Source organism: Pseudomonas citronellolis, assembly GCF_900112375.1.
GTDB lineage: Bacteria > Pseudomonadota > Gammaproteobacteria > Pseudomonadales > Pseudomonadaceae > Pseudomonas > Pseudomonas citronellolis.
On record NZ_FOLS01000035.1, the window covers coordinates 1 to 17,802 of the forward strand.

General features: G+C 71.1%; 16 protein-coding genes. 9 read left to right on the plus strand and 7 right to left on the minus strand.

The features are described from left to right. Positions 1-207: 207 nt before the first annotated feature. Positions 208-2,097 carry a filamentous hemagglutinin N-terminal domain-containing protein gene (locus tag BM060_RS26570; protein WP_074984687.1) on the minus strand — a complete coding sequence of 630 codons (1,890 nt, stop codon included), beginning with the start codon at positions 2,095-2,097 and terminating at the stop codon, positions 208-210. A 221-nt stretch (positions 2,098-2,318) separates the two neighbouring features. Here BM060_RS26570 and BM060_RS26575 point away from each other — a divergent pair, with 221 nt between their 5' ends. From BM060_RS26575 to BM060_RS26610, 8 genes are all read left to right on the plus strand, one after another. Then, positions 2,319-3,278: an AAA family ATPase gene (locus BM060_RS26575; RefSeq protein ID WP_074984691.1), complete on the plus strand. Its 960-nt coding sequence runs from the start codon at positions 2,319-2,321 to the stop codon at positions 3,276-3,278. Then, positions 3,278-4,237 carry a DUF58 domain-containing protein gene (locus tag BM060_RS26580; protein ID WP_074984693.1) on the plus strand — a complete coding sequence of 320 codons (960 nt, stop codon included), beginning with the start codon at positions 3,278-3,280 and terminating at the stop codon, positions 4,235-4,237. Before BM060_RS26575 ends, BM060_RS26580 begins: the two co-directional genes overlap by 1 nt. Continuing rightward, entirely contained in the window at positions 4,234-4,731 is a 498-nt protein-coding gene (locus tag BM060_RS26585; RefSeq protein ID WP_074984695.1) for a DUF4381 domain-containing protein, read from the plus strand. The genes BM060_RS26580 and BM060_RS26585 overlap by 4 nt, the downstream gene beginning before the upstream one ends. Further along, positions 4,724-5,734, plus strand: a complete 1,011-nt coding sequence (locus BM060_RS26590) for a vWA domain-containing protein (protein ID WP_074984698.1) — start codon at positions 4,724-4,726, stop codon at positions 5,732-5,734. The genes BM060_RS26585 and BM060_RS26590 overlap by 8 nt, the downstream gene beginning before the upstream one ends. Further along, the gene (locus BM060_RS26595) at positions 5,731-7,476 is read left to right on the plus strand and encodes a VWA domain-containing protein (protein WP_074984699.1); all 1,746 of its coding nucleotides are present in this window, start codon (positions 5,731-5,733) and stop codon (positions 7,474-7,476) included. The genes BM060_RS26590 and BM060_RS26595 overlap by 4 nt, the downstream gene beginning before the upstream one ends. Continuing rightward, a complete protein-coding gene (locus BM060_RS26600; protein ID WP_064582465.1) occupies positions 7,473-9,107 on the plus strand; it encodes a BatD family protein in 1,635 nt (544 codons plus the stop codon). Before BM060_RS26595 ends, BM060_RS26600 begins: the two co-directional genes overlap by 4 nt. Positions 9,108-9,154: 47 nt before the next feature. Further along, complete coding sequence (locus BM060_RS26605; protein WP_074984701.1) at positions 9,155-10,252, plus strand: alpha/beta hydrolase fold domain-containing protein; 1,098 nt, start codon at positions 9,155-9,157, stop codon at positions 10,250-10,252. A gap of 158 nt (positions 10,253-10,410) precedes the next feature. Continuing rightward, positions 10,411-10,596, plus strand: a complete 186-nt coding sequence (locus BM060_RS26610) for a hypothetical protein (protein WP_074984703.1) — start codon at positions 10,411-10,413, stop codon at positions 10,594-10,596. Between the two features lie 16 nt (positions 10,597-10,612). On the opposite strand, the gene BM060_RS26615 is transcribed toward BM060_RS26610, so the two are convergent. Both BM060_RS26615 and BM060_RS26620 read right to left on the minus strand, forming a co-directional pair. After that, entirely contained in the window at positions 10,613-12,427 is a 1,815-nt protein-coding gene (locus tag BM060_RS26615; RefSeq protein WP_074984706.1) for a monovalent cation:proton antiporter-2 (CPA2) family protein, read from the minus strand. 68 nt (positions 12,428-12,495) lie between these two features. Further along, the gene (locus BM060_RS26620; RefSeq protein WP_074984709.1) at positions 12,496-13,209 is read right to left on the minus strand and encodes a lipoate--protein ligase family protein; all 714 of its coding nucleotides are present in this window, start codon (positions 13,207-13,209) and stop codon (positions 12,496-12,498) included. Between the two features lie 162 nt (positions 13,210-13,371). On the opposite strand from BM060_RS26620, the gene BM060_RS26625 reads away from it, so the two are divergent. After that, positions 13,372-14,571 (plus strand): GGDEF domain-containing protein, encoded by a 1,200-nt coding sequence (locus BM060_RS26625; protein WP_074984711.1) that lies wholly within the window; start codon positions 13,372-13,374, stop codon positions 14,569-14,571. Between the two features lie 568 nt (positions 14,572-15,139). Here the strand turns inward: BM060_RS26625 and BM060_RS26630 are convergent. Genes BM060_RS26630 through dsbE form a run of 4 tightly spaced genes read right to left on the minus strand, consistent with a single transcriptional unit; the run spans position 15,140 to position 17,802 of the window. Next, entirely contained in the window at positions 15,140-15,562 is a 423-nt protein-coding gene (locus BM060_RS26630) for a hypothetical protein (protein ID WP_074984713.1), read from the minus strand. Between the two features lie 25 nt (positions 15,563-15,587). After that, entirely contained in the window at positions 15,588-16,796 is a 1,209-nt protein-coding gene (ccmI, locus tag BM060_RS26635; protein ID WP_074984715.1) for a c-type cytochrome biogenesis protein CcmI, read from the minus strand. Beyond that, positions 16,793-17,263 carry a cytochrome c maturation protein CcmH gene (gene ccmH, locus BM060_RS26640; protein ID WP_074984717.1) on the minus strand — a complete coding sequence of 157 codons (471 nt, stop codon included), beginning with the start codon at positions 17,261-17,263 and terminating at the stop codon, positions 16,793-16,795. The genes ccmI and ccmH overlap by 4 nt, the downstream gene beginning before the upstream one ends. Further along, positions 17,260-17,802, minus strand: coding sequence for a thiol:disulfide interchange protein DsbE (gene dsbE / locus BM060_RS26645; RefSeq protein ID WP_009621133.1), 543 nt, complete (start codon positions 17,800-17,802; stop codon positions 17,260-17,262). Before dsbE ends, ccmH begins: the two co-directional genes overlap by 4 nt.

Here is a 17,802-nt window from a genome sequence, read left to right on the forward strand (position 1 = left end):
CTGGGTTATTCCCCTTCGGGCCAGCGCAAGCGCTGTTCGCGATGGAGCCGCGTCCCGCGTTCGCGGGAATGACGGGGTTAGGTTGGGTGCAAAGGATCAAAGCTCGCGAGCCAAGTCGCCCCCCAACCCATATGAAAAATGCCGTTTCCCCAGACAGAGAAACGGCACTCTTTCTCAAGCAAACAGCATCAGGCTCGCAGCACCGGCCTAGAGCATCCACTTCCAGGGAATATGCGACTCGACATCGCCGTTGCTGAAGATATCCCCCTCATCCTCCAGGCTCCCCACGTCCAGATAAAGCTCGGAACCACTGCCCAGCACACCATAGTTGACCAACCGCCCAGCATTCAGCCAGATCTCGTCATAGGCCAGAAGAGTGCCGTGGTTGACGAATGCGTTGCGGATATCGAGCTGGGCATACATCCCACTTATCAAGCTGCCACCACGCTCCAGCTCCAGAGAGTCGGCACTGATCCTCAGGCCATCCTGGCTGAGCAACCGGCCGCTGCCGCTGTAGCGCCCGCTCAGCTCCAGCGACAGCCCGGACTCGCTGGCGATCAACCCGGCATTACGCCAGTCGTGGCCGCTGCCGCGCACGCCGAGGGTGCCGTTCAGGCGCCCGCTGGCGCCCTGCTCCAGCTCACCCACCTCCAGGATCAGCTCGCGGGCCTGCAGGCTGCTGTTGTTCAGCCAGTGATCGCGCTTGATGTGCAGCACGGAACGGGTGACGAAGCGGCCACCGGCCAGGCCCAGCTGCGCCAGGTCGATGCCGAAGCGGCCGTTGCCGCCGTGCCAGACCCAGCCGTTGTCGTTGAGCAGGCTGCCGCTGCGCAGGTCGAGGTCGCGGGCGTAGGTCTCCAGGCTGCCGTTGCGGTTGTCCAGCACGCCGCTGATGCCGATGTCGGTGCCGCCCTCCCAGCCACGGGCGCGGATGCGCCCCTGGCCGTTGCTCAGGGACGCGGCGTGCAGGCGCAGGCCGCCGCGGCTTTCGATCAGCCCCCGGCTGTTGTCCAGCGCCCCGGCCAGGCTCAGGTCCATGCTCTGGGCGCGCAGCTCGCCGCCCCGGTTGACCAGGCCGCTGCCCAGGCGCATGAACAGGCCGCCGGCGCTGTCCAGCCGGCCCTGGTTGGTCAGGCTCCCGGAAGCCCACAGCTCGGTGTCGCCCCCTGCGCTGACCGGCCCGCTCAGGTGCATGTCCCCGGCCTTCAGGCGCACGCCGCCGGCGCTCTGCAGGCGCGCCAGCTCCAGGCGGCCGTTGGCGTCGATGCGGATGTCGCCGGCGCTGGCGGCCAGTTCCCCGGCCAGCTTCACGCCCACGCCCTGCTCGGTGCCGACCAGGCGGATGGCGTTGGCGTACATCCCGCCCAGCGCCGAGCTGTCGATGGCCAGGCGCGGCCGCGGGCGGCCATCGTCGGCCTTGGCACTGGCCGCCAGGCTTTCGCCATCCACGCGGTTGCGCCCGGCCACCACGTCGAGCTGCCGCGCATGCAGCGCGGCGTTGAGCGTGGCGCTGCGGGTGATCAGCTCGAAGCGCCCCACCTCGCGGGCGTCGAGCCCGGCGCCTTCGATGCCGATGTGCCCGCCGTCGACGTCGTAGCCCGCCAGGCGGTTGCCATCGAATATCGGCTTGCCGGTGGTCAGGGTGGCCCGCGGCATGTTGATGAAGCCGCAGCCGTTGCAGGTCACCCCGTGGGGGTTGGCGAGGATGAAGTGCGCGCCCGGCCCGGCGATCTCGATGGCGCCCCGCAGCTGCGAGGGGCTGCCGCCGGTGACCTCGCCGAGGATCTTGCGCGCCGCGCCCTTGCCCAGGTTGGGATTGCCGGCGATGGCACCGCCCAGCTGCGACTGCGCCCCGCCCGGCGAGTTGTTGAGGATCAGGCCTTCGCGGCCGACGTTGAACTGGCCGAACCTGTTGTGCGACAGGCCATTGGCGTTGGGGGTGGCGATGTTGACCACGGGCACGCCGTTGCCGGCGGAACCCAGGCCGGCGTTGCCGGAACCGGGGTCCAGGCTCAGCGGCGCGGCCGCGGCGTGCGGGTGAGCGAAGAACAGCAGACCGGCCAGGACGGCCGGGAAATGCAGAGCATTGCGTTCCATGTCCATCTACTCCACGTTGTCCATGAGGAGCTTCCCAAATTAGTGGCAGTGCGCTTCGGAAACGCGTCCTTGTCCCGTGGGAAGCCTCCTCGTCGGCCCGTGGAAGCGTGGAGCCGCGCGGCGGCTCCACGCCACCCTGCACGCGCCTGCGCCGATGCAGTAAAGTAATGCCCCCGGCGGCCCCGGCACGCCGCCTTCCCCATTCCAGGAACCCGCATTCGATGGAACACCGTGAGTCGCTCCTCGCGTTGCGACATTTCCTCTCCAGCCAGATCCTCGGCCAGGAAAAGCTCGTCGAGCGCCTGCTCATCGCCCTGCTCGCCGACGGCCACCTGCTGGTGGAAGGCGCGCCCGGGCTGGCCAAGACCAAGGCCATCAAGGACCTCGCCGAAGGCCTGGAGGCCGAGTTCCATCGCATCCAGTTCACCCCCGACCTGCTCCCGGCGGACATCACCGGCACCGAGATCTACCGCCCGGAGAACGGCACCTTCTGCTTCCAGCAGGGGCCGATCTTCCACCACCTGGTGCTGGCCGACGAGATCAACCGCGCCCCGGCCAAGGTGCAGTCGGCACTGCTCGAAGCCATGGCCGAGCGCCAGGTCAGCATCGGCCGCAGCACCTACGACCTGCCGCCGCTGTTCCTGGTGATGGCCACGCAGAACCCCATCGAGCAGGAAGGCACCTACCCGCTGCCCGAGGCCCAGCTCGACCGCTTCCTGATGCACGTGAAGATCGGCTACCCGGAAGCCTCGGTGGAGCGCCGCATCCTCCAGCAGGCCCGGGGCGAGGCGCTCAACGGCGAGACGCGGCCGGAACGCCAGGTGACCCAGGAATCGATCTTCGCCGCGCGCAAGGAAATCCTCGGCCTGTACATGGCCGACGCGGTGGAGGAATACCTGGTGCAGCTGGTCATGGCTACCCGCACCGCGGCCAAGTTCGACCCCGAGCTGGCCGAGTGGATCGCCTACGGCGCCAGCCCGCGCGGCTCCATCGCCCTGGACCGCTGCGCACGGGCCCACGCCTGGCTGGGCGGGCGCGACTTCGTCAGCCCCGAGGATATCCAGGCGGTGCTGTTCGACGTGCTGCGCCACCGCCTGATCCTCTCCTTCGAGGCGGAAGCCGCGGGGATCGACCAGGACCGCGTGGTCCAGCGCATCCTCGACGTGGTCGCCGTGGCCTGATGCCGGACACCGCCAGCAACGGCGTGACGGTCAGCCTGCAAGAGCTGATCGACATGCGCCATCGCCTGCGCGAGGTGCAGCTGTTCTCCACCCCGGCCCGGCGCAGCCCGCTGATCGGCCTGCACCACTCACGCCTGCGCGGGCGCGGCGTGGACTTCGACCAGGTGCGCGTGTACCAGCCCGGCGACGACGTGCGCACCATCGACTGGCGCGTCACCGCGCGCACCCGCGAGCCCCACACCAAGCTGTTCCACGAGGAGCGCGAACGCCCGGTGTTCGTCCTCGTCGAGCAGAGCCGGCGGACCTTCTTCGGCTCCGGCCTGTGTTTGAAGTCAGTGCTGGCCGCGCGCGCCGCCGCCCTGCTCGGCTGGGCCGCGCTGGCCCACAACGACCGCATCGGCGGCCTGGTGCTGAGCGACCACGACACCCACGAGATCAAGCCGCGGCGCAGCAAGCAGAGCCAGCTGCAGTTGCTCAACCTGATCGTCCGCGCCAACCACGCGCTGCTCGCCGACGGCGCCGCGGCGTCCTCCGGCGATAACTTCGGCCTGGCCCTGCGCCGCGCCCGCGAGGTGCTGCGGCCGGGCAGCCTGGTGATGATCGTCTGCGACGAACGCGCCCTCGCCCACTCGCCCCAGGGCGACCTGGCCGAGCAGCAACTGGGCCTGCTGGCGCGGCACACCGACCTGGTCCTGCTGCCGGTGTCCGACCCGCTCGACCACGCCCTGCCGGCCGCCGGGCTGATGCGCTTCGCCGAAGGCCAGGCCCTGCTCGAAGTGGACACCCACGTCGACGAACAGCGCCTGGCCTACCGCGCCCTGGGCGAGGCGCGCCGCGAGCGCTGGGCGCGGGTCAGCCAGCGCCTGGGCGTGCCGCTGCTGCCGCTGAGCACCCAGCTGGACCTGGTCGAGCAGTTGCTCGACCACCTCGAACAGCCCACCGCGAGGCTGCGCTCGTGAATCCCCTCGACGCCCTGGAACCGCTGATCCAGCCGGCCGCCGTGCCCTGGTGGCCGCCGGCGCCGGGCTGGTGGCTGCTGGCCGCGCTGCTGCCGCCGCTGGCCTGGGCGCTATGGCGCTGGCGCCACCGCCTGCTGCCGCGCCGCCGCGCGCAGGCCCCGGCGGAAGCGCCGCTGGAGCCCATCCGCGTCGCCGCCCTGGAAGAACTGGCGCGCCTGCCGCGGCCCTACGACGGCGCCCCCGCCGGCCCCTGGCTGCAGGCGCAGAACGCCCTGCTCAAGCGCCTGTCGCGGGCGCGCTGGCCGGACGACAGCTGCCACACCCTGAGCGGCCGCGCCTGGCTGGCGTTCCTCGACAACCGCTGCCCGGCCGCCGGTCTGACGCGCTGGATGATCCTCGTGGAAGGCGGCTACCGCGCCGAATGCAAGCTCGACGACAAGGCCATCGACGGCCTCGCCGCCGCCGTGGAAACCTGGGTGCGCAAGCATGTTTGAGTTCGCCTGGCCCTGGGTCTTCCTGCTCGCCCCGCTGCCCTGGCTGCTGCGCGTGCTGCTGCCGCCGGCCGACAGCGGCGAGGCAGCGCTGAAGGTCGGCTTCCTCGCCGAACTCGAAGGCCTGGCCGGCCGCCGCGCCCGCGCGCAACTGCCGGCCTGGCGCCTGCAGGCGCCCTTCGTGCTGCTCTGGCTGCTGTTGCTGCTGGCGGCGGCGCGCCCGCAGTGGGTCGGCGAGCCGCTGCCGATCCCCGCCAGCGGCCGCGACCTGCTACTGGCGGTGGACGTCTCCGGCTCCATGGACACCGCCGACCTCACCTGGCAGGGCAGCGAGATCAGCCGCCTGAACCTGGTGCAGAAACTCTTCGGCGACTTCATCGAGGCGCGCCGCGGCGACCGCGTCGGCCTCATCCTGTTCGGCAGCAAGGCCTACCTGCAGGCGCCGCTGACCTTCGACCGCCACACCGTGCGCGTCTGGCTGGACGAGGCGCTGATCGGCATCGCCGGCAAGGATACCGCCCTGGGCGACGCCATCGGCCTTGCCGTCAAGCGCCTGCGCCAGCGCCCGGCGCAAAGCCGCGTGCTGGTACTGATCACCGACGGCGCCAACACCGCCGGCGAGATCCCGCCGCTGACCGCCGCGCGCCTGGCCGCCGAGGAAAGCGTGAAGATCTACACCATCGGCATCGGCGCCGACCCGCAGCCCGGCGGCGTGCTCGGCATGCTCGGCCTCAACCCCGGCCTGGACCTGGACGAAGCCACCCTGAAGGCGATCGCCGGCCTCACCGGCGGCGAATACTTCCGCGCCCGCAACGGCGCCGAGCTGGAGGCCGTCTCCAGCACCCTGGACAGCCTCGAACCGGTGACGCAGAAGCCCACCCAGGCGCGCCCGGCCCTGGCCCTCTACCATTGGCCGCTGGCCGCCGCGCTGCTGCTGAGCCTGCTGCTGGTGGCCGCAGAACTCTGGCCGGCGCAGCACTGGCGCTGGCCGTGGAGGCGCCCATGAGCCTCTGGCCGCACCTGCTCTACCCAGGCTGGCTGCTGCTGTTGCCGCTGCTCGCCTGGCTGCTGTGGAAGCTGCTGCACCGCCAGCGCCGCGCCGGGCGCTGGCAACTGCTGCTGCCGGCGGCCTTCCACCCCTGGCTGCTGCAGGGCGGCAGCGGCCGCCCCGACCGCCGCCCCTGGCTGTACCTGGGCCTGGCCTGGCTGCTGGCGGTGCTGGCGCTGCTCGGGCCGAGCTGGGAGCGCGTCGAGCAGCCGGCCATGCAGCGCAGCGACCCGCTGGTGGTGATCCTCGAACTGACGCCGCGGATGCTCGCCGGCGACCTGCCGCCCAGCCGCCTGGAACAGGCCCGGCGCAAGCTCCTCGACCTGCTGCGCGCGCGCCCCGACGCGCAGACCGCCATCGTCGTCTACGCCGGCAGCGCCCACACCCTGGTGCCGCTGTCCAACGACCTGTTCACCGCGCGCAACCTGCTCGATGCGCTCAAGCCGTCGATCATGCCCGAGCCGGGGCAGCGCGCCGACCTCGCCGTACAGCAGGCGCGCCGCCTGCTCGACCAGGGCGCCCAGGGCAACGGGCGCCTGCTGCTGCTCACCGGCGGGCTGGAGGAAAGCGAACAGCAGGGCATCCGCCAGGCCCTGCACGGCCACGGCCGGGACTTCGCCATCCTCGCCGTGGGCACTGTCGGCGGCGCGCCCATCCCCCAGGAAGACGGCACCTACCTGAAGGACGACCAGGGCGGCATCCTCCTGCCACGCCTCGACGAAGCCGGGCTGCGCCAGTTCGCCACCAGCCTCGACGCCGGCTACCAGCGCCTGGGCGCCAGCGACCGCGACCTCAGGGCCCTCGGCCTGCTGGACGCCAACCGCGGCCTGGAAGCCGCCGGCAACGACGCCGTGCTGCGCCTGCAGCGCTGGGCCGACCAGGGTTACTGGCTGCTCCTGCCGCTGCTCTTGCTGGCCGCCTGCGCCGGGCGCCGCGGCTGGCTGTTCAGCCTGCCGCTATTGCTGCCGCTGTGGCTGGGCGCGCCGCAACCGGCCATGGCCTTCGAGTTCGCCGACCTCTGGCTGCGCCCCGACCAGCAGGGCCAGCGACTGCTCGCCGAGCAGCGCCCGGCCGACGCCGCCCGGCGCTTCGCCGACTTCCGCTGGCGCGGCCTGGCCCTCTACCAGGCCGGCGACTACGACGGCGCGGCCCGCGCCTTCGCCCTGGGCGACAGCGCCGCCGACCACTACAACCGCGGCAACGCCCTGGCCCGCGCCGAGCAGTACGAGGCCGCCATCGACGCCTACGACCGGGCGCTGGAACTGCAGCCGGACCTGCAACAGGCCCAGCGCAACAAGGCGCTGCTGGAGGACCTGCTGCGCCAGCGCGAGCAGGACGCCGCCCAGCAGCGCCCCAACGACTCGCAAGCCAGCCGCAGCGGCGAAACCGAAGCGGCGCCAACGACAGCGGCCAAGCCTTCGGAGCAGCAGAACCTGGAAGAACGGCCAACCCGCCCCTCCGCGGCCCTGCAGAACCGCCAACAGGCCAACGTCGAGCACCTGCAGAGCACGGACCCGGACGACGAGCCGCCCGCCGATTCGACGGAACTCCCCGCCCCCACGGCGGACGAAGGGAAACTCAGCGACGAAAGCCGCCAGGCCCTGGAACAGTGGCTGCGGCAGATTCCCGACGAACCCTCCGAACTGCTGCGCCGCAAGTTCTGGTACCAACAGCAGCAGCGCCAGGAAAACCTGCCATGAAACGGATGATCTGCCTGATCCTGCTCAGCCTGCTCGCATTCCAGGCGCAGGCCAGCTTCACCGCCAGCGTCGACCGCGCGCGCCTGACCGAGGGCGAGAGCCTGGACCTGACGCTGGAGTCCGACGACCCCACGCAGTTCGGCAAGCCGGACCTCACGCCCCTGGGCGACGCTTTCGAAATCCTCGGCACCCGCCAGGTCAACCGCCTGACCACCCTCGACGGCCAGGCCCAGGCCACCACGCGCTGGATCATCACCCTGCGCCCCACCCGCAGCGGCGCCCTGCAGATACCGGCGCTGCGCATGGGCAACGGGCAGACCCAGCCGATCGCCCTGCAGGTGCTCAAGGCCGAGGACGCGGACGAGCAGCAGAAACTCTCACCGGTGTTCATCGACGCCAGCCTCGACCACGAGTCGGTCTACGTGCAGGCCCAGGCCATCCTCACCCTGCGCATCTACCACTCGGTGTCGCTGTACGACGACAGCAGCCTCAGCCCGCTGCAGATCGACGACGCCAAGGTCGAGCAGCTCGGCCAGCCGCGCACCTACGAGAAGGAAATCAATGGCGTGCGCCACGGCGTCATCGAGGTGCGCTTCGCGATCTTCCCGCAGCACAGCGGCGAGCTGACCATCCCGGCGCTGAACTTCAGCGCCACCCGGGTGGCGCGCAACAGCCCCGGCGACACTTTCGGCGTGCTGCCCGGCAAGCGCCTGCGAGTGAGCTCGCCGGAGATTCCCCTGGAAGTGAAACCCAAGCCCGCCGACTACCCGGCCGACGCGCCCTGGCTGCCGGCCCGCGCCGTCAGCCTCAGCGAAAGCTGGGCGCCGCAACCGGAGCAGGCGAAGGCCGGCGAAGCCCTGACGCGCAACCTGATGCTGCGCGTGGAAGGCCTCTCCAGCGCCCAGCTGCCGCCGCTGCCCCAGGCCCTGCCGGCCGGGCTGCGGCACTACCCCGACCAGCCGCAGCTGGCCGAGGAACAGGGCGACCAGGGAGTGATCGGCAGCCGCGAGGAGCGCCAGGCCCTGATCCCGGAGCAGGCCGGCCAGCTGAGCCTGCCGGACATCGAGATCACCTGGTGGAACACCCAGGAAGACCGCCTGGAGCACACCACCCTGCCCGGCCGCAGCCTCGACGTCGGCGCCAACCCGCAGTTGGCGGCCCCGCCCCCGGCGCCGCTGGAAGGCGCCGTGAGCCCCGACGGCCAGCGCCTCTGGCCGTGGCAGCTGGCGACCCTGCTGCTGGCCCTGACCAGCCTGCTCGGCTTCGGCCTCTGGTGGCGCGCCCGGCGCCAGCCGGCCATCGTCCGCGCCGCGGCCAACGCGCCCAGCGCCCGCACCCTGCTCGACGAACTGCGCCGCTGCTGCCAGGCCAACGACCCCCATGCAACCCGCCAGGCCCTCGACGCCTGGGCGCGCCAGCAGCCGGAAACCCTGGCCGACATGGCGGCGCGCTTCGTGCCGCTGTCCGACGCCATGGACGGCCTCAACGGCGCGCTCTACAGCGACAGCGAGGGTGGCCACAACTGGGAAGGCGAGGACCTCTGGCGGGCGATCCGCACCCTGCCCGCCGCGGAAGGCGGCGGCGCGGCGACGGCCGAGGGCAACAGCCTGCCACCGCTCTACCCGCGCTGAGCCACGCCGGCTAGGCTGAGGAAAACTCCCTGGCAAGAGGCAGACCCATGGCCGAACGCCCGTGCCGGCTCGCCACCCTGCTGCTCTGCGGCCTGCTGGCCCGCGGCGCCCAGGCCGGCTCCGCGGCCCCGCCGCAGCAGCCGCTGGACGGCCCCGGCGGCTCGCGCCTGGCCCACGCCGACCTGCGCCAATGGCGCGGCGGCGAACAGGGCAGCGAATACTGGCTGTTCACCCCCGCCGCGCCAGTGCCGGCGCAGGCCCCGCTGGTGGTCTTCGTCCATGGCTGGAGCGTGATGCAGCCGGACCTCTACCGCGCCTGGATCGAGCACATCGTGCGGCGCGGCGCCATCGTCCTCTACCCGCGCTACCAGCAGAACCTGAAGACGCCGGCCGGCGAGTTCCTGCCCAATGCCGCCGAGGCGGTGCGCCAGGGCATCGCCGAGCTGCAGTCCGGGCGGCTCGGGGTACGCGCCGACCTGCAGCGCCTGGCCTATGTCGGGCATTCCGCCGGCGGCCTGATCGCCAGCGGCCTGGCCGCCGGCTACCAGCGCCTGGGCCTGCCCCGGCCACGCGCCCTGTTCGCCGTGGAGCCGGGGCGCAGCCAGGGCCCGCGCTGGCGCCAGGTGCCGCTGGAGCCGCTGTCCGGCATCCCGCCGGGCACCCTGCTGCTGGCCCTGTGCGGCGACGAGGACGAGCGCGTGGGTTGCGACGACGCCCGGCGCATCTACAGCGAGAGCACCCAGGTCGACGGCGCCGACAAGAACCTCCTGCTACTGCGCAGCGACCGCCACGGCAGCCCGCCGCTGCTGGCCAACCATGCGGGGCCCACCGCGCCGCGCTTCGACCCGCGCTACCCGCCTTCGGACTCCGGCAGCTGGCTGCTGCAACGGGTGCAGGAGCGCCAGCAACGGCGCCAGGCCGAAGGCCGCGCGTCGACGAACCACAACGCCCTGGATACCGACGCCCTGGACTGGTACGGCCCCTGGAAGCTGTTCGATGCGCTGTGCGACGCCGCCTTCGCCGGCCGCAACCGCGACTGGGCCCTGGGCGGCACCCGCGCGCAACTGTCCATGGGCAACTGGAGCGACGGTATGCCGGTGCGCCCCATGCAACTGCTGGCGCCCCTGCCGCCGGGGCATCGATAGCGTCGATAGTCACCAGCAGGCGGATTCAATTCCCTTCGCCGCGCGCGGACGCGAGCATGAGCCCATGGCCCCGCGAACCCCGGGGCCGCGAGGCGGCCTGAGCGTGCACTCCCCGGAACGCCCCGCTGACCACGAGGCTGAAGGAGGAGGAACGCACCATGCAGGCCGCGCTGGATTTTCTGCTCATCATCGGTTCCCTGGCGGAGCTGCTGCTCTACGTCGCGCTGGCGGCCATCGGCCTGGCCGCGACCCTGCTGCTGGCCGCCATCGGCGTGTTCACCCTGCGCTCGCCCGGCGAGCCCATCCGCATCGACGAACCGCCGCGCCGCCGCATCCGCGGCTGAAGCGCGGCCGGCCCGCTCAGGGCTTGCCCACGCCGCGGTCTTCCAACTGGTCGCCCTCGAACAGCGTCTCCAGTTCCTGGCGCGCCTCGCGGGCGGTCTGGATCACCGCCGAGGCGTCGTCGTAGACCTTGTACTGGGCCATCAGCACTTCCTCGTCGTGGCGGCGGAAGCGGCGGATGCGCGCCAGCGCCTGCTCCTCGGAAAGGCCCATTTCCACCAGCACCCGCCGGCTCATCTCCAGGCTGGAGTGGAACAGCTCGCGCACCGGGCTGGCCCCGGCGTCGAGCAGGTGGTAGACGTGCTGGCGGTTGCGCGCGCGGGCGATGATCTTCACGTGCGGATAGAGCTTGCGCACCAGGCGCGCGGTGTCGATGTTGGTCTGCGGGTCGTCGGTGGCGACGACGAAGAACTCGGCCTTGTCCACCTGGGCCGCGCGGAGGATTTCCGGGCGCAGCGGGTCGCCGTAGAAGATCGGGATGCTGCCATAGCTGCGGCTCAGCTCGATGGTGTCCACCGAGGTGTCCAGGGCGATGAAGGGCACGCGCTGGGCGCGCATGATCCGCGCGACCACCTGGCCCATGCGGCCCATGCCGGCGATCACCACCCGCGGCGCGTCGCCCTCGATGCGCTTGTACTCCTCCGGCGCCTCGCGCACCGGCACGGGCTCGGGCTTCATCAGGCGCGCGGCCAGCAGCACCAGCAGCGGCGTCACCGCCATCGACAGGGTGATGCACAGCACCAGCAGGCTGTGCAGGTTGGCGTCCAGCAGCCCTTCGGCGCGGGCCAGCTTGAACACCACGAAGGCGAATTCGCCGCCGGCCGCCAGGACGATGCCCAGGCGCAGCGCCGAGTGGCCGTCGAGGCCGCCGGTGAGGCGCCCGAGCAGGTACAGCAGCGGCAGCTTCAGGCCGATCAGCAGCAGCGTCAGGCCCAGCACCAGCAGCGGCGAATGCAACAGCAGGCCGAGGTCGGCGCTCATCCCCACGCTGATGAAGAACAGCCCCAGCAGCAGGCCCTTGAACGGCTCGATCTGCGACTCCAGCTCGTGGCGGTACTCCGAGTCGGCCAGCAGCAGGCCGGCGAGGAAGGCGCCCAGGCCCATGGACACCCCGGCCAGCTCCATCAGCCAGGCGGTGCCGACGACCACCAGCAGCGCGGTGGCGGTGGACAGGTCGGCCATGCCGGTGCGCGCCACCGTGCGGAACACCGGGCGCAGCAGGTAGCGCCCGCCGACCACCACCACGGCGATGCTCCCCACCACTTCGAGGAAGTGGCGCCAGTCGCCGCCCGGCGCGGCCTCGTCGGCCCGCGCGCCGAGCAACGACACGGCGGCGATCAGCGGGATGGCGGCGATGTCCTGGAACAGCAGGATGGCGAAGGCCAGGCGGCCGTGGGGGCTGGCCAGCTCCTTGCGCTCGGCGAGGATCTGCAGGCCGAAGGCGGTGGACGACAGCGCCAGGCCGCCGCCGAGCACCACCGAGGTGTTCAGCGGCAGCTCGAAGGCCAGGTGCGCCAGCACGCCGATCACCAGCGCGGTGAGCAGCACCTGGGCCAGGCCGATGCCAAACACCGCCTTGCGCATCACCCACAGGCGCTTGGGCGACAGTTCCAGGCCGATGATGAACAGCAGCAGCACCACGCCCAGCTCGGACAGGCTGGAGACGCTTTCCGGATCATCGATCAGGCGCAGCACCGAAGGCCCGATCAGCACCCCGGCCAACAGGTAGCCGAGCACCGCGCCCAGTTGCAGGCGCTTGGCCAGCGGCACCATGAAGACGGTGGCGATGAGGAAGACCACCGCCGATTGCAGATAGTTGGAACCATGCTCCATGCCGGAACGCTCCTTGGCAGGATGGGGCCCGGCGCGCGGCCGGGCGGGTGGAACGGAAAGGGTGTCGATCAGACCGGCGGCAGGCCCTGGCTGATCAGGTGGCGCTGGAACTGCCCGGCGAGTGCTTCGACCTGCTGCCAGGGCTGCGAGTGCCGTTCGTCCAGCGCGACGTGGCTGGTGCCACGGATGTCGGCCGGCAATTCGACGGCGCGGTAGAAGGCGTTGACCACCTCGGCCATGGCCTCGCGCTGGTTCTCCATGAGGATGGCGCCGTGGGCCAGCACCACGTAGCGCCCGTCGCTCTGCCGGCGGCGCCAGCGCTGGGCGGTGCCGACCAGCTTGCGGCCGCCGATGTTGACGTTGTAGCGGCCGTCGCAGAAGGCGCCGTCGACCTCGCCCACGCCGGCGTCCAGGCCCATGGCCGCGAGCCAGTCGCAGAGCGGCTGGCACAGGCGCAGGTAGGCGGTGTCGATGCGCGTCTGCTCGTTGTCGCCGTCGGGCACCGCGTAGCACAGGGCGACGTTGAGTACCGCCGGCGACTGCGGCACCGGCTCGCCGCCGGTGTCGCGCAGGGCGATCGGCCAGCCGAGTTCGGCGCAGCGCGCCTCGGCCTCGGCGAAACCGGCCAGGCGGCTGAGCCGGCGCGGCATCACCAGCGCCTGCTGCAGCGGGCGCCAGAATAGCAGGCGGCTGTCGGCCTGGCCGCTGAACACCTGGTCCAGGGCGGCGCGTTCGGCATCCAGGCCGTCTTGCGCGGAAAACCGCAATACCCGTTCGCCCATGTCCTACTCCTCTCGCCGTGCTGCCTGACAGGTAGCGGACTATGCCCAGCCGCCACGCCAGGCTGCAAGCGAAAAGCCGCGCTCCCCCGGCAGGCGGCGGGACAGCCTGGCGGCATATGGCTATGCTCATAGCCGGATGCCATCGCGCACAGGACGAGTCCCGTGTCCCAGCCGTTCCCGCAACGCCTTCGCCAGCAATTCCGGCTCGCCCGCTCCCTGGCGCGACCGGTGGCCACCGAGAACCTCAGGCGCCTGGCCTGGCTGGCGCTGCTGGCGGTGCCCTTCGGCCTGGTGCACATCCTGGTGTTCTGGCTCAACCTGCAGGGCAGCCTCCCGGAGTTCGACGGCTGGCGCCAGCACATCATCCTCACCCACGCGGTGGTGGCCGTGCTGCTGCTCGGCCTCGGCCTGCTCGCCTGGCAGGCCCGCCAGCGCCCGCAGGCGCCGCCGCCGTGGTACTGCGAGCTGCTGGCGCTGCTGGGCGCCGGCGTGCTGCTGGGTTTCGGCCTGGTCATCACCTGCTTCGACCAGGAGGTGACCAGCAGCATCACGCCCTTCCTCATGGGCGCGGTGGCCACGGCGCTGATCCTGCTGCTGCGCCCGGTGTTCGCCACGCTGCTCTACGTCGTGCTGTTCATCGCCTTCGAACTGGCCATGGAAATGGCCCAGCCGGACCCGCAGCTGCGCCTGTCCAACCAGATGGGCGGCCTGACCATCTGCGGCATCGGCCTGCTGCTGTCGCAGATCCTCTGGTTCGGCCACCTGCGCAACCTGCGCCAGCGCCAGCACCTGCGCCGGCAGCGCAAGGAGCTGGAAGAGAAGAACCTGCAGCTGGAATACCTGGCCGGCCACGACCCGCTGACCGGGCTGTTCAACCGCCGCCAGTTCGACCAGTTGGTGAAGCAGGAACTGGCGCGCTGCGACCGCCAGCCGATGCCGGTGAGCCTGCTGATGATCGACCTGGACCACTTCAAGTTCATCAACGACCGCTACGGCCACCCGCTGGGCGACGAAGTGATCCGCCACACCGCCACCCTGCTGCGCAAGCACACCCGCAGCAGCGACAGCGTGGCGCGCCTGGGCGGCGAGGAGTTCCTCCTGCTGCTGCCGGACACCGCCGCGCCCCAGGCCAGGGTGATCGCCGAAAAGCTGCGCAAGCTGCTGGAAGACACCCCGCTGCCGATGAAGGACGGCCTGCTCTACCTCACCGCCAGCTTCGGCATCGCCGGCCTGGCCAGTGGTGTGTCGAGCACCTACGAGAGGCTCTACAGCACGGCCGACCAGGCCCTGTACCGGGCCAAGGCCAGCGGGCGCAACCGGGTGGAGGTGATGGATGCAGCGCCCCATGGGACGTTGGAGTGAGCTTTTGTGTAGGAGCGAGCTTGCTCGCGAACAGCGTTTCCCGGTGGCTGCAGTGTTTGGGGTTGACTCCGCCCCCTCACCCCAGCCCTCTCCCAGAGGGAGAGGGGGCCGTTTGGAGCGAGCGGCGAATCCAGAGTCATCCTGACACTCCCATCTATTCCCGCCATTCCCGCGTTCACGGAAATGACGAGGGAGAAGGATCGCGCCTGACTTCCAGGCCGCTCAGGACAGCCCCCTCTCCCTTCAGGGAGAGGGTTGGGGAGAGGGCGCTCTTGAACCCAACATCTATGCCGCCGGGAAACACCATTCGCGAGCAAGCTCGCTCCTACGAAGAGCCGTGCCAGTTCTTGCTTTGGGACTGCCAGCCCGTAGGGCGCATAACCGCGAACGCGGGAATGGAGGAAATAGATGGGAGTTTCAGGATGACTCCGAATTCGCCGCTCGCTCCGAACGGCCCCCTCTCCCTCTGGGAGAGGGCTGGGGTGAGGGTACGGCGTCAACCCCAAACGTCGCAGCAGCCGGGAAATTCATTCGCGAGCAAGCTCGCTCCTACGAAAATCCCCTAACCTCAGGGCTGCGCGTAGCGGCGGCTCAACCCCGGCGGCACGCCGTTGGCGTCGGTGGCGGTCCAGGGGCCCTGCGGGCTCACGCCCCAGTACCAGGCGCCGTCCCAGTGGTAGTAGGTGCGCTGGCGGTAGTACAGGTCCTGCTGCCCCTGGATCACGTAGACGCCCAGGTTCGGGTCCCAGCGGCCCTTGCCGCCCGGCGGCGGGGCGAACTGGGTGTGGGTGCTGCGGGGCTTGTTCGAGGGGTTCTGCGGGTTCGGCGTGATGGCCGTGCGCGGCGCCGGCTTGTTCGACGGCGTGGCCGCCGGCACCTGGCCGCTGGCGCCGGGTTGCGGGGCCGGCGCCGGGGCTTGCGAGTGGGGCTGCTGGCCGGCGCAACCGGCCAGGGCGAGCAGGGCCGCGAGGGCGAGGATTCGGCCTTTCACGGGCGCACCTCCAGGAAGGGTTCGGTCAATGCTGGTCCGGGCTGTCGATGGTCACCGCCTGATCGCCCGCGCCGGCAGTAGACAACGGCTGGCTGCGTCCGATCCATTCGCCGCTGATGGCATTGCCGGCGCGCGACACCCGCGCCACCAGCTCCACCTTCGGGAAGGCCGACAGCTTCAGTTGCGGCATCATGGCGTCGGCATCGCTGAGCGACACCTCGTCCGGCAGGTCGGCCACCTTCAGGCGCTTGACCGCCAGCGGCATCGGCGGGCCGTTCACCGCGCGGGCGAAGACGAACACGCTGTCGTCCGGCTTGACCTGGCCCTTCACCGCGTCGCTGAGGTCCACTCGCACCTTCAGTGTCACGCCGGCGGTCGCTGCCGCGGCCGGCGCTTCCGGCAGCTTCTCGCCGCGCTCGACCAGGTGCTGACGGGCGCGCTCAATGCCGCTCTGGATGGCCGCGCGCGACGGGTCGTCGGCCGGCAGCGCGGCGACCAGGCGTTGCCAGTAGTCCACGGCATCGGCGTAGCGCTGGTCTTCGAAGGCGGAAATGCCCATCAGGCCGAGGGTGGTGACTTCCTCCGGGTTCTGCTTGAGCGCCTCGTCGGCCAGGGCCTGGGCGGTGCCGGCCATCTTCTTGCCGTTGGCGAAGTACAGCGCCTGGGCCCACTGGCCGAGCACTTCGGACTGGCGCCCGGACAGGTTGGCGGCGCGCTCGAAGGCCTTAGCGGCATCCTCGAAGCGCTCCTGGGTCATGTAGGTGCGGCCGAGGAAGTACCAGCCCTCGGCGGAATCCGGCTGGGCCTGCACGGCCTTCTCCAGGCGCTCGGTCATCTCCGCCATGGAGTGCGGCGGCTCGGCGAACTCGCGGGACAGCGCCAGCTTCTCGCTGGCGCCCCAGTGCAGGTACAGGCCCAGGCCCAGCAGCGGCAGCAGCACGGCCGCCAGCAGCGGCGCGGCGCGGCCCAGGCGCGAGCGGCGCTCGCCCTCGCCTTCGGTGTCGGCCAGCAGTTCGCGGGCGGCCTCGGCGCGCCCGGCCTGCAGCTGGGCGTCGTCCAGGGTGCCGGCGGCGTGCTGGGCGTCCAGCTCGGCGAGGCGTTCCTGGTACAGGGCGACGTTGAGGGCGGTGCGGTCTTCCTCGGCCTGGGCGCGGCGGCCACGCAGCAGCGGAATCAGCAGGAAAGCCATGGCCACCAGCGCAAGCAGGCCGGCGGCGAGCCAGAAGTCGATCATTTGTCTTGGTTATCCAGCAATTGATTCAGGCGGGCCTGTTCCTCGGCGGACAGGCTGGCGGACGGACCGGCGGCGCTGCGGCGGCGGCGCGCCACCAGCACGCCCACCACCAGCACACCCAGGCCCAGCAGGGCCGCCGGGCCGAACCAGAGCAGCCAGGTGCGAGCGTTGACCGGCGGCTTGTAACGCACGAAGTCGCCGTAGCGGTCGACCATGTAGTCGACGATCTGCTCGTCGCTCTTGCCCTGCTGCAGCTGCTCGTAGATCTGCTTGCGCAGGTCGGCGGCGATGGGCGCGTTGGAGTCGGCGATGTCCTGGTTCTGGCACTTCGGGCAGCGCAGCTCGGTGGTCAGGCTGCGGAAGCGCTGGCGCTCGGCCTCGCTGGGGAATTCGTAGGTGTCGATGGCGGCGTGGGCCACGCCGGCGAGACTCAGGCCCAGCAGGGCCGCGGCGAGGAATCGCTTCATTTGCCCCCCGCCTCGTCCACCAGGCGCTGGTAGATCGGCGCCAGCTGCTCGCGCCAGACCTTCTCGTCGACGGCGCCGACCAGCTTGTGGCGGATGATGCCGTCCTTGTCGATCACGTAGGTCTCCGGCGCGCCGTACACGCCCAGGTCCAGGCCCAGGGTGCCCTGGGCATCGGCGATGTTCAGCACGTAGGGGTCGTGCAGGTCCTGCAGCCACTTCTGCGCGGCGGCGTTGTCGTCCTTGTAGTTGATGCCGACGATCACCACGCCCTGCTCGGCCAGCTTGGCCAGCACCGGGTGCTCGAAGCGGCAGGTCGGGCACCAGGTGCCCCAGACGTTGACCAGCGCCGGGCGGCCCTTGAGGTCGGCCTGGGTGTAGGTCTTGCCCGGCTCCAGCACGCCGGGCAGGGCGAAGGCCGGGAACGGCTTGTCGATCAACGCCGAGGGCAGCTCGCTGGGGTCGAGCCACAGGCCGCGGAACAGGAATACCGCGACGACCAGGAAGATCGCCAGCGGCAACAGCAGGATCGCACGCTTCAC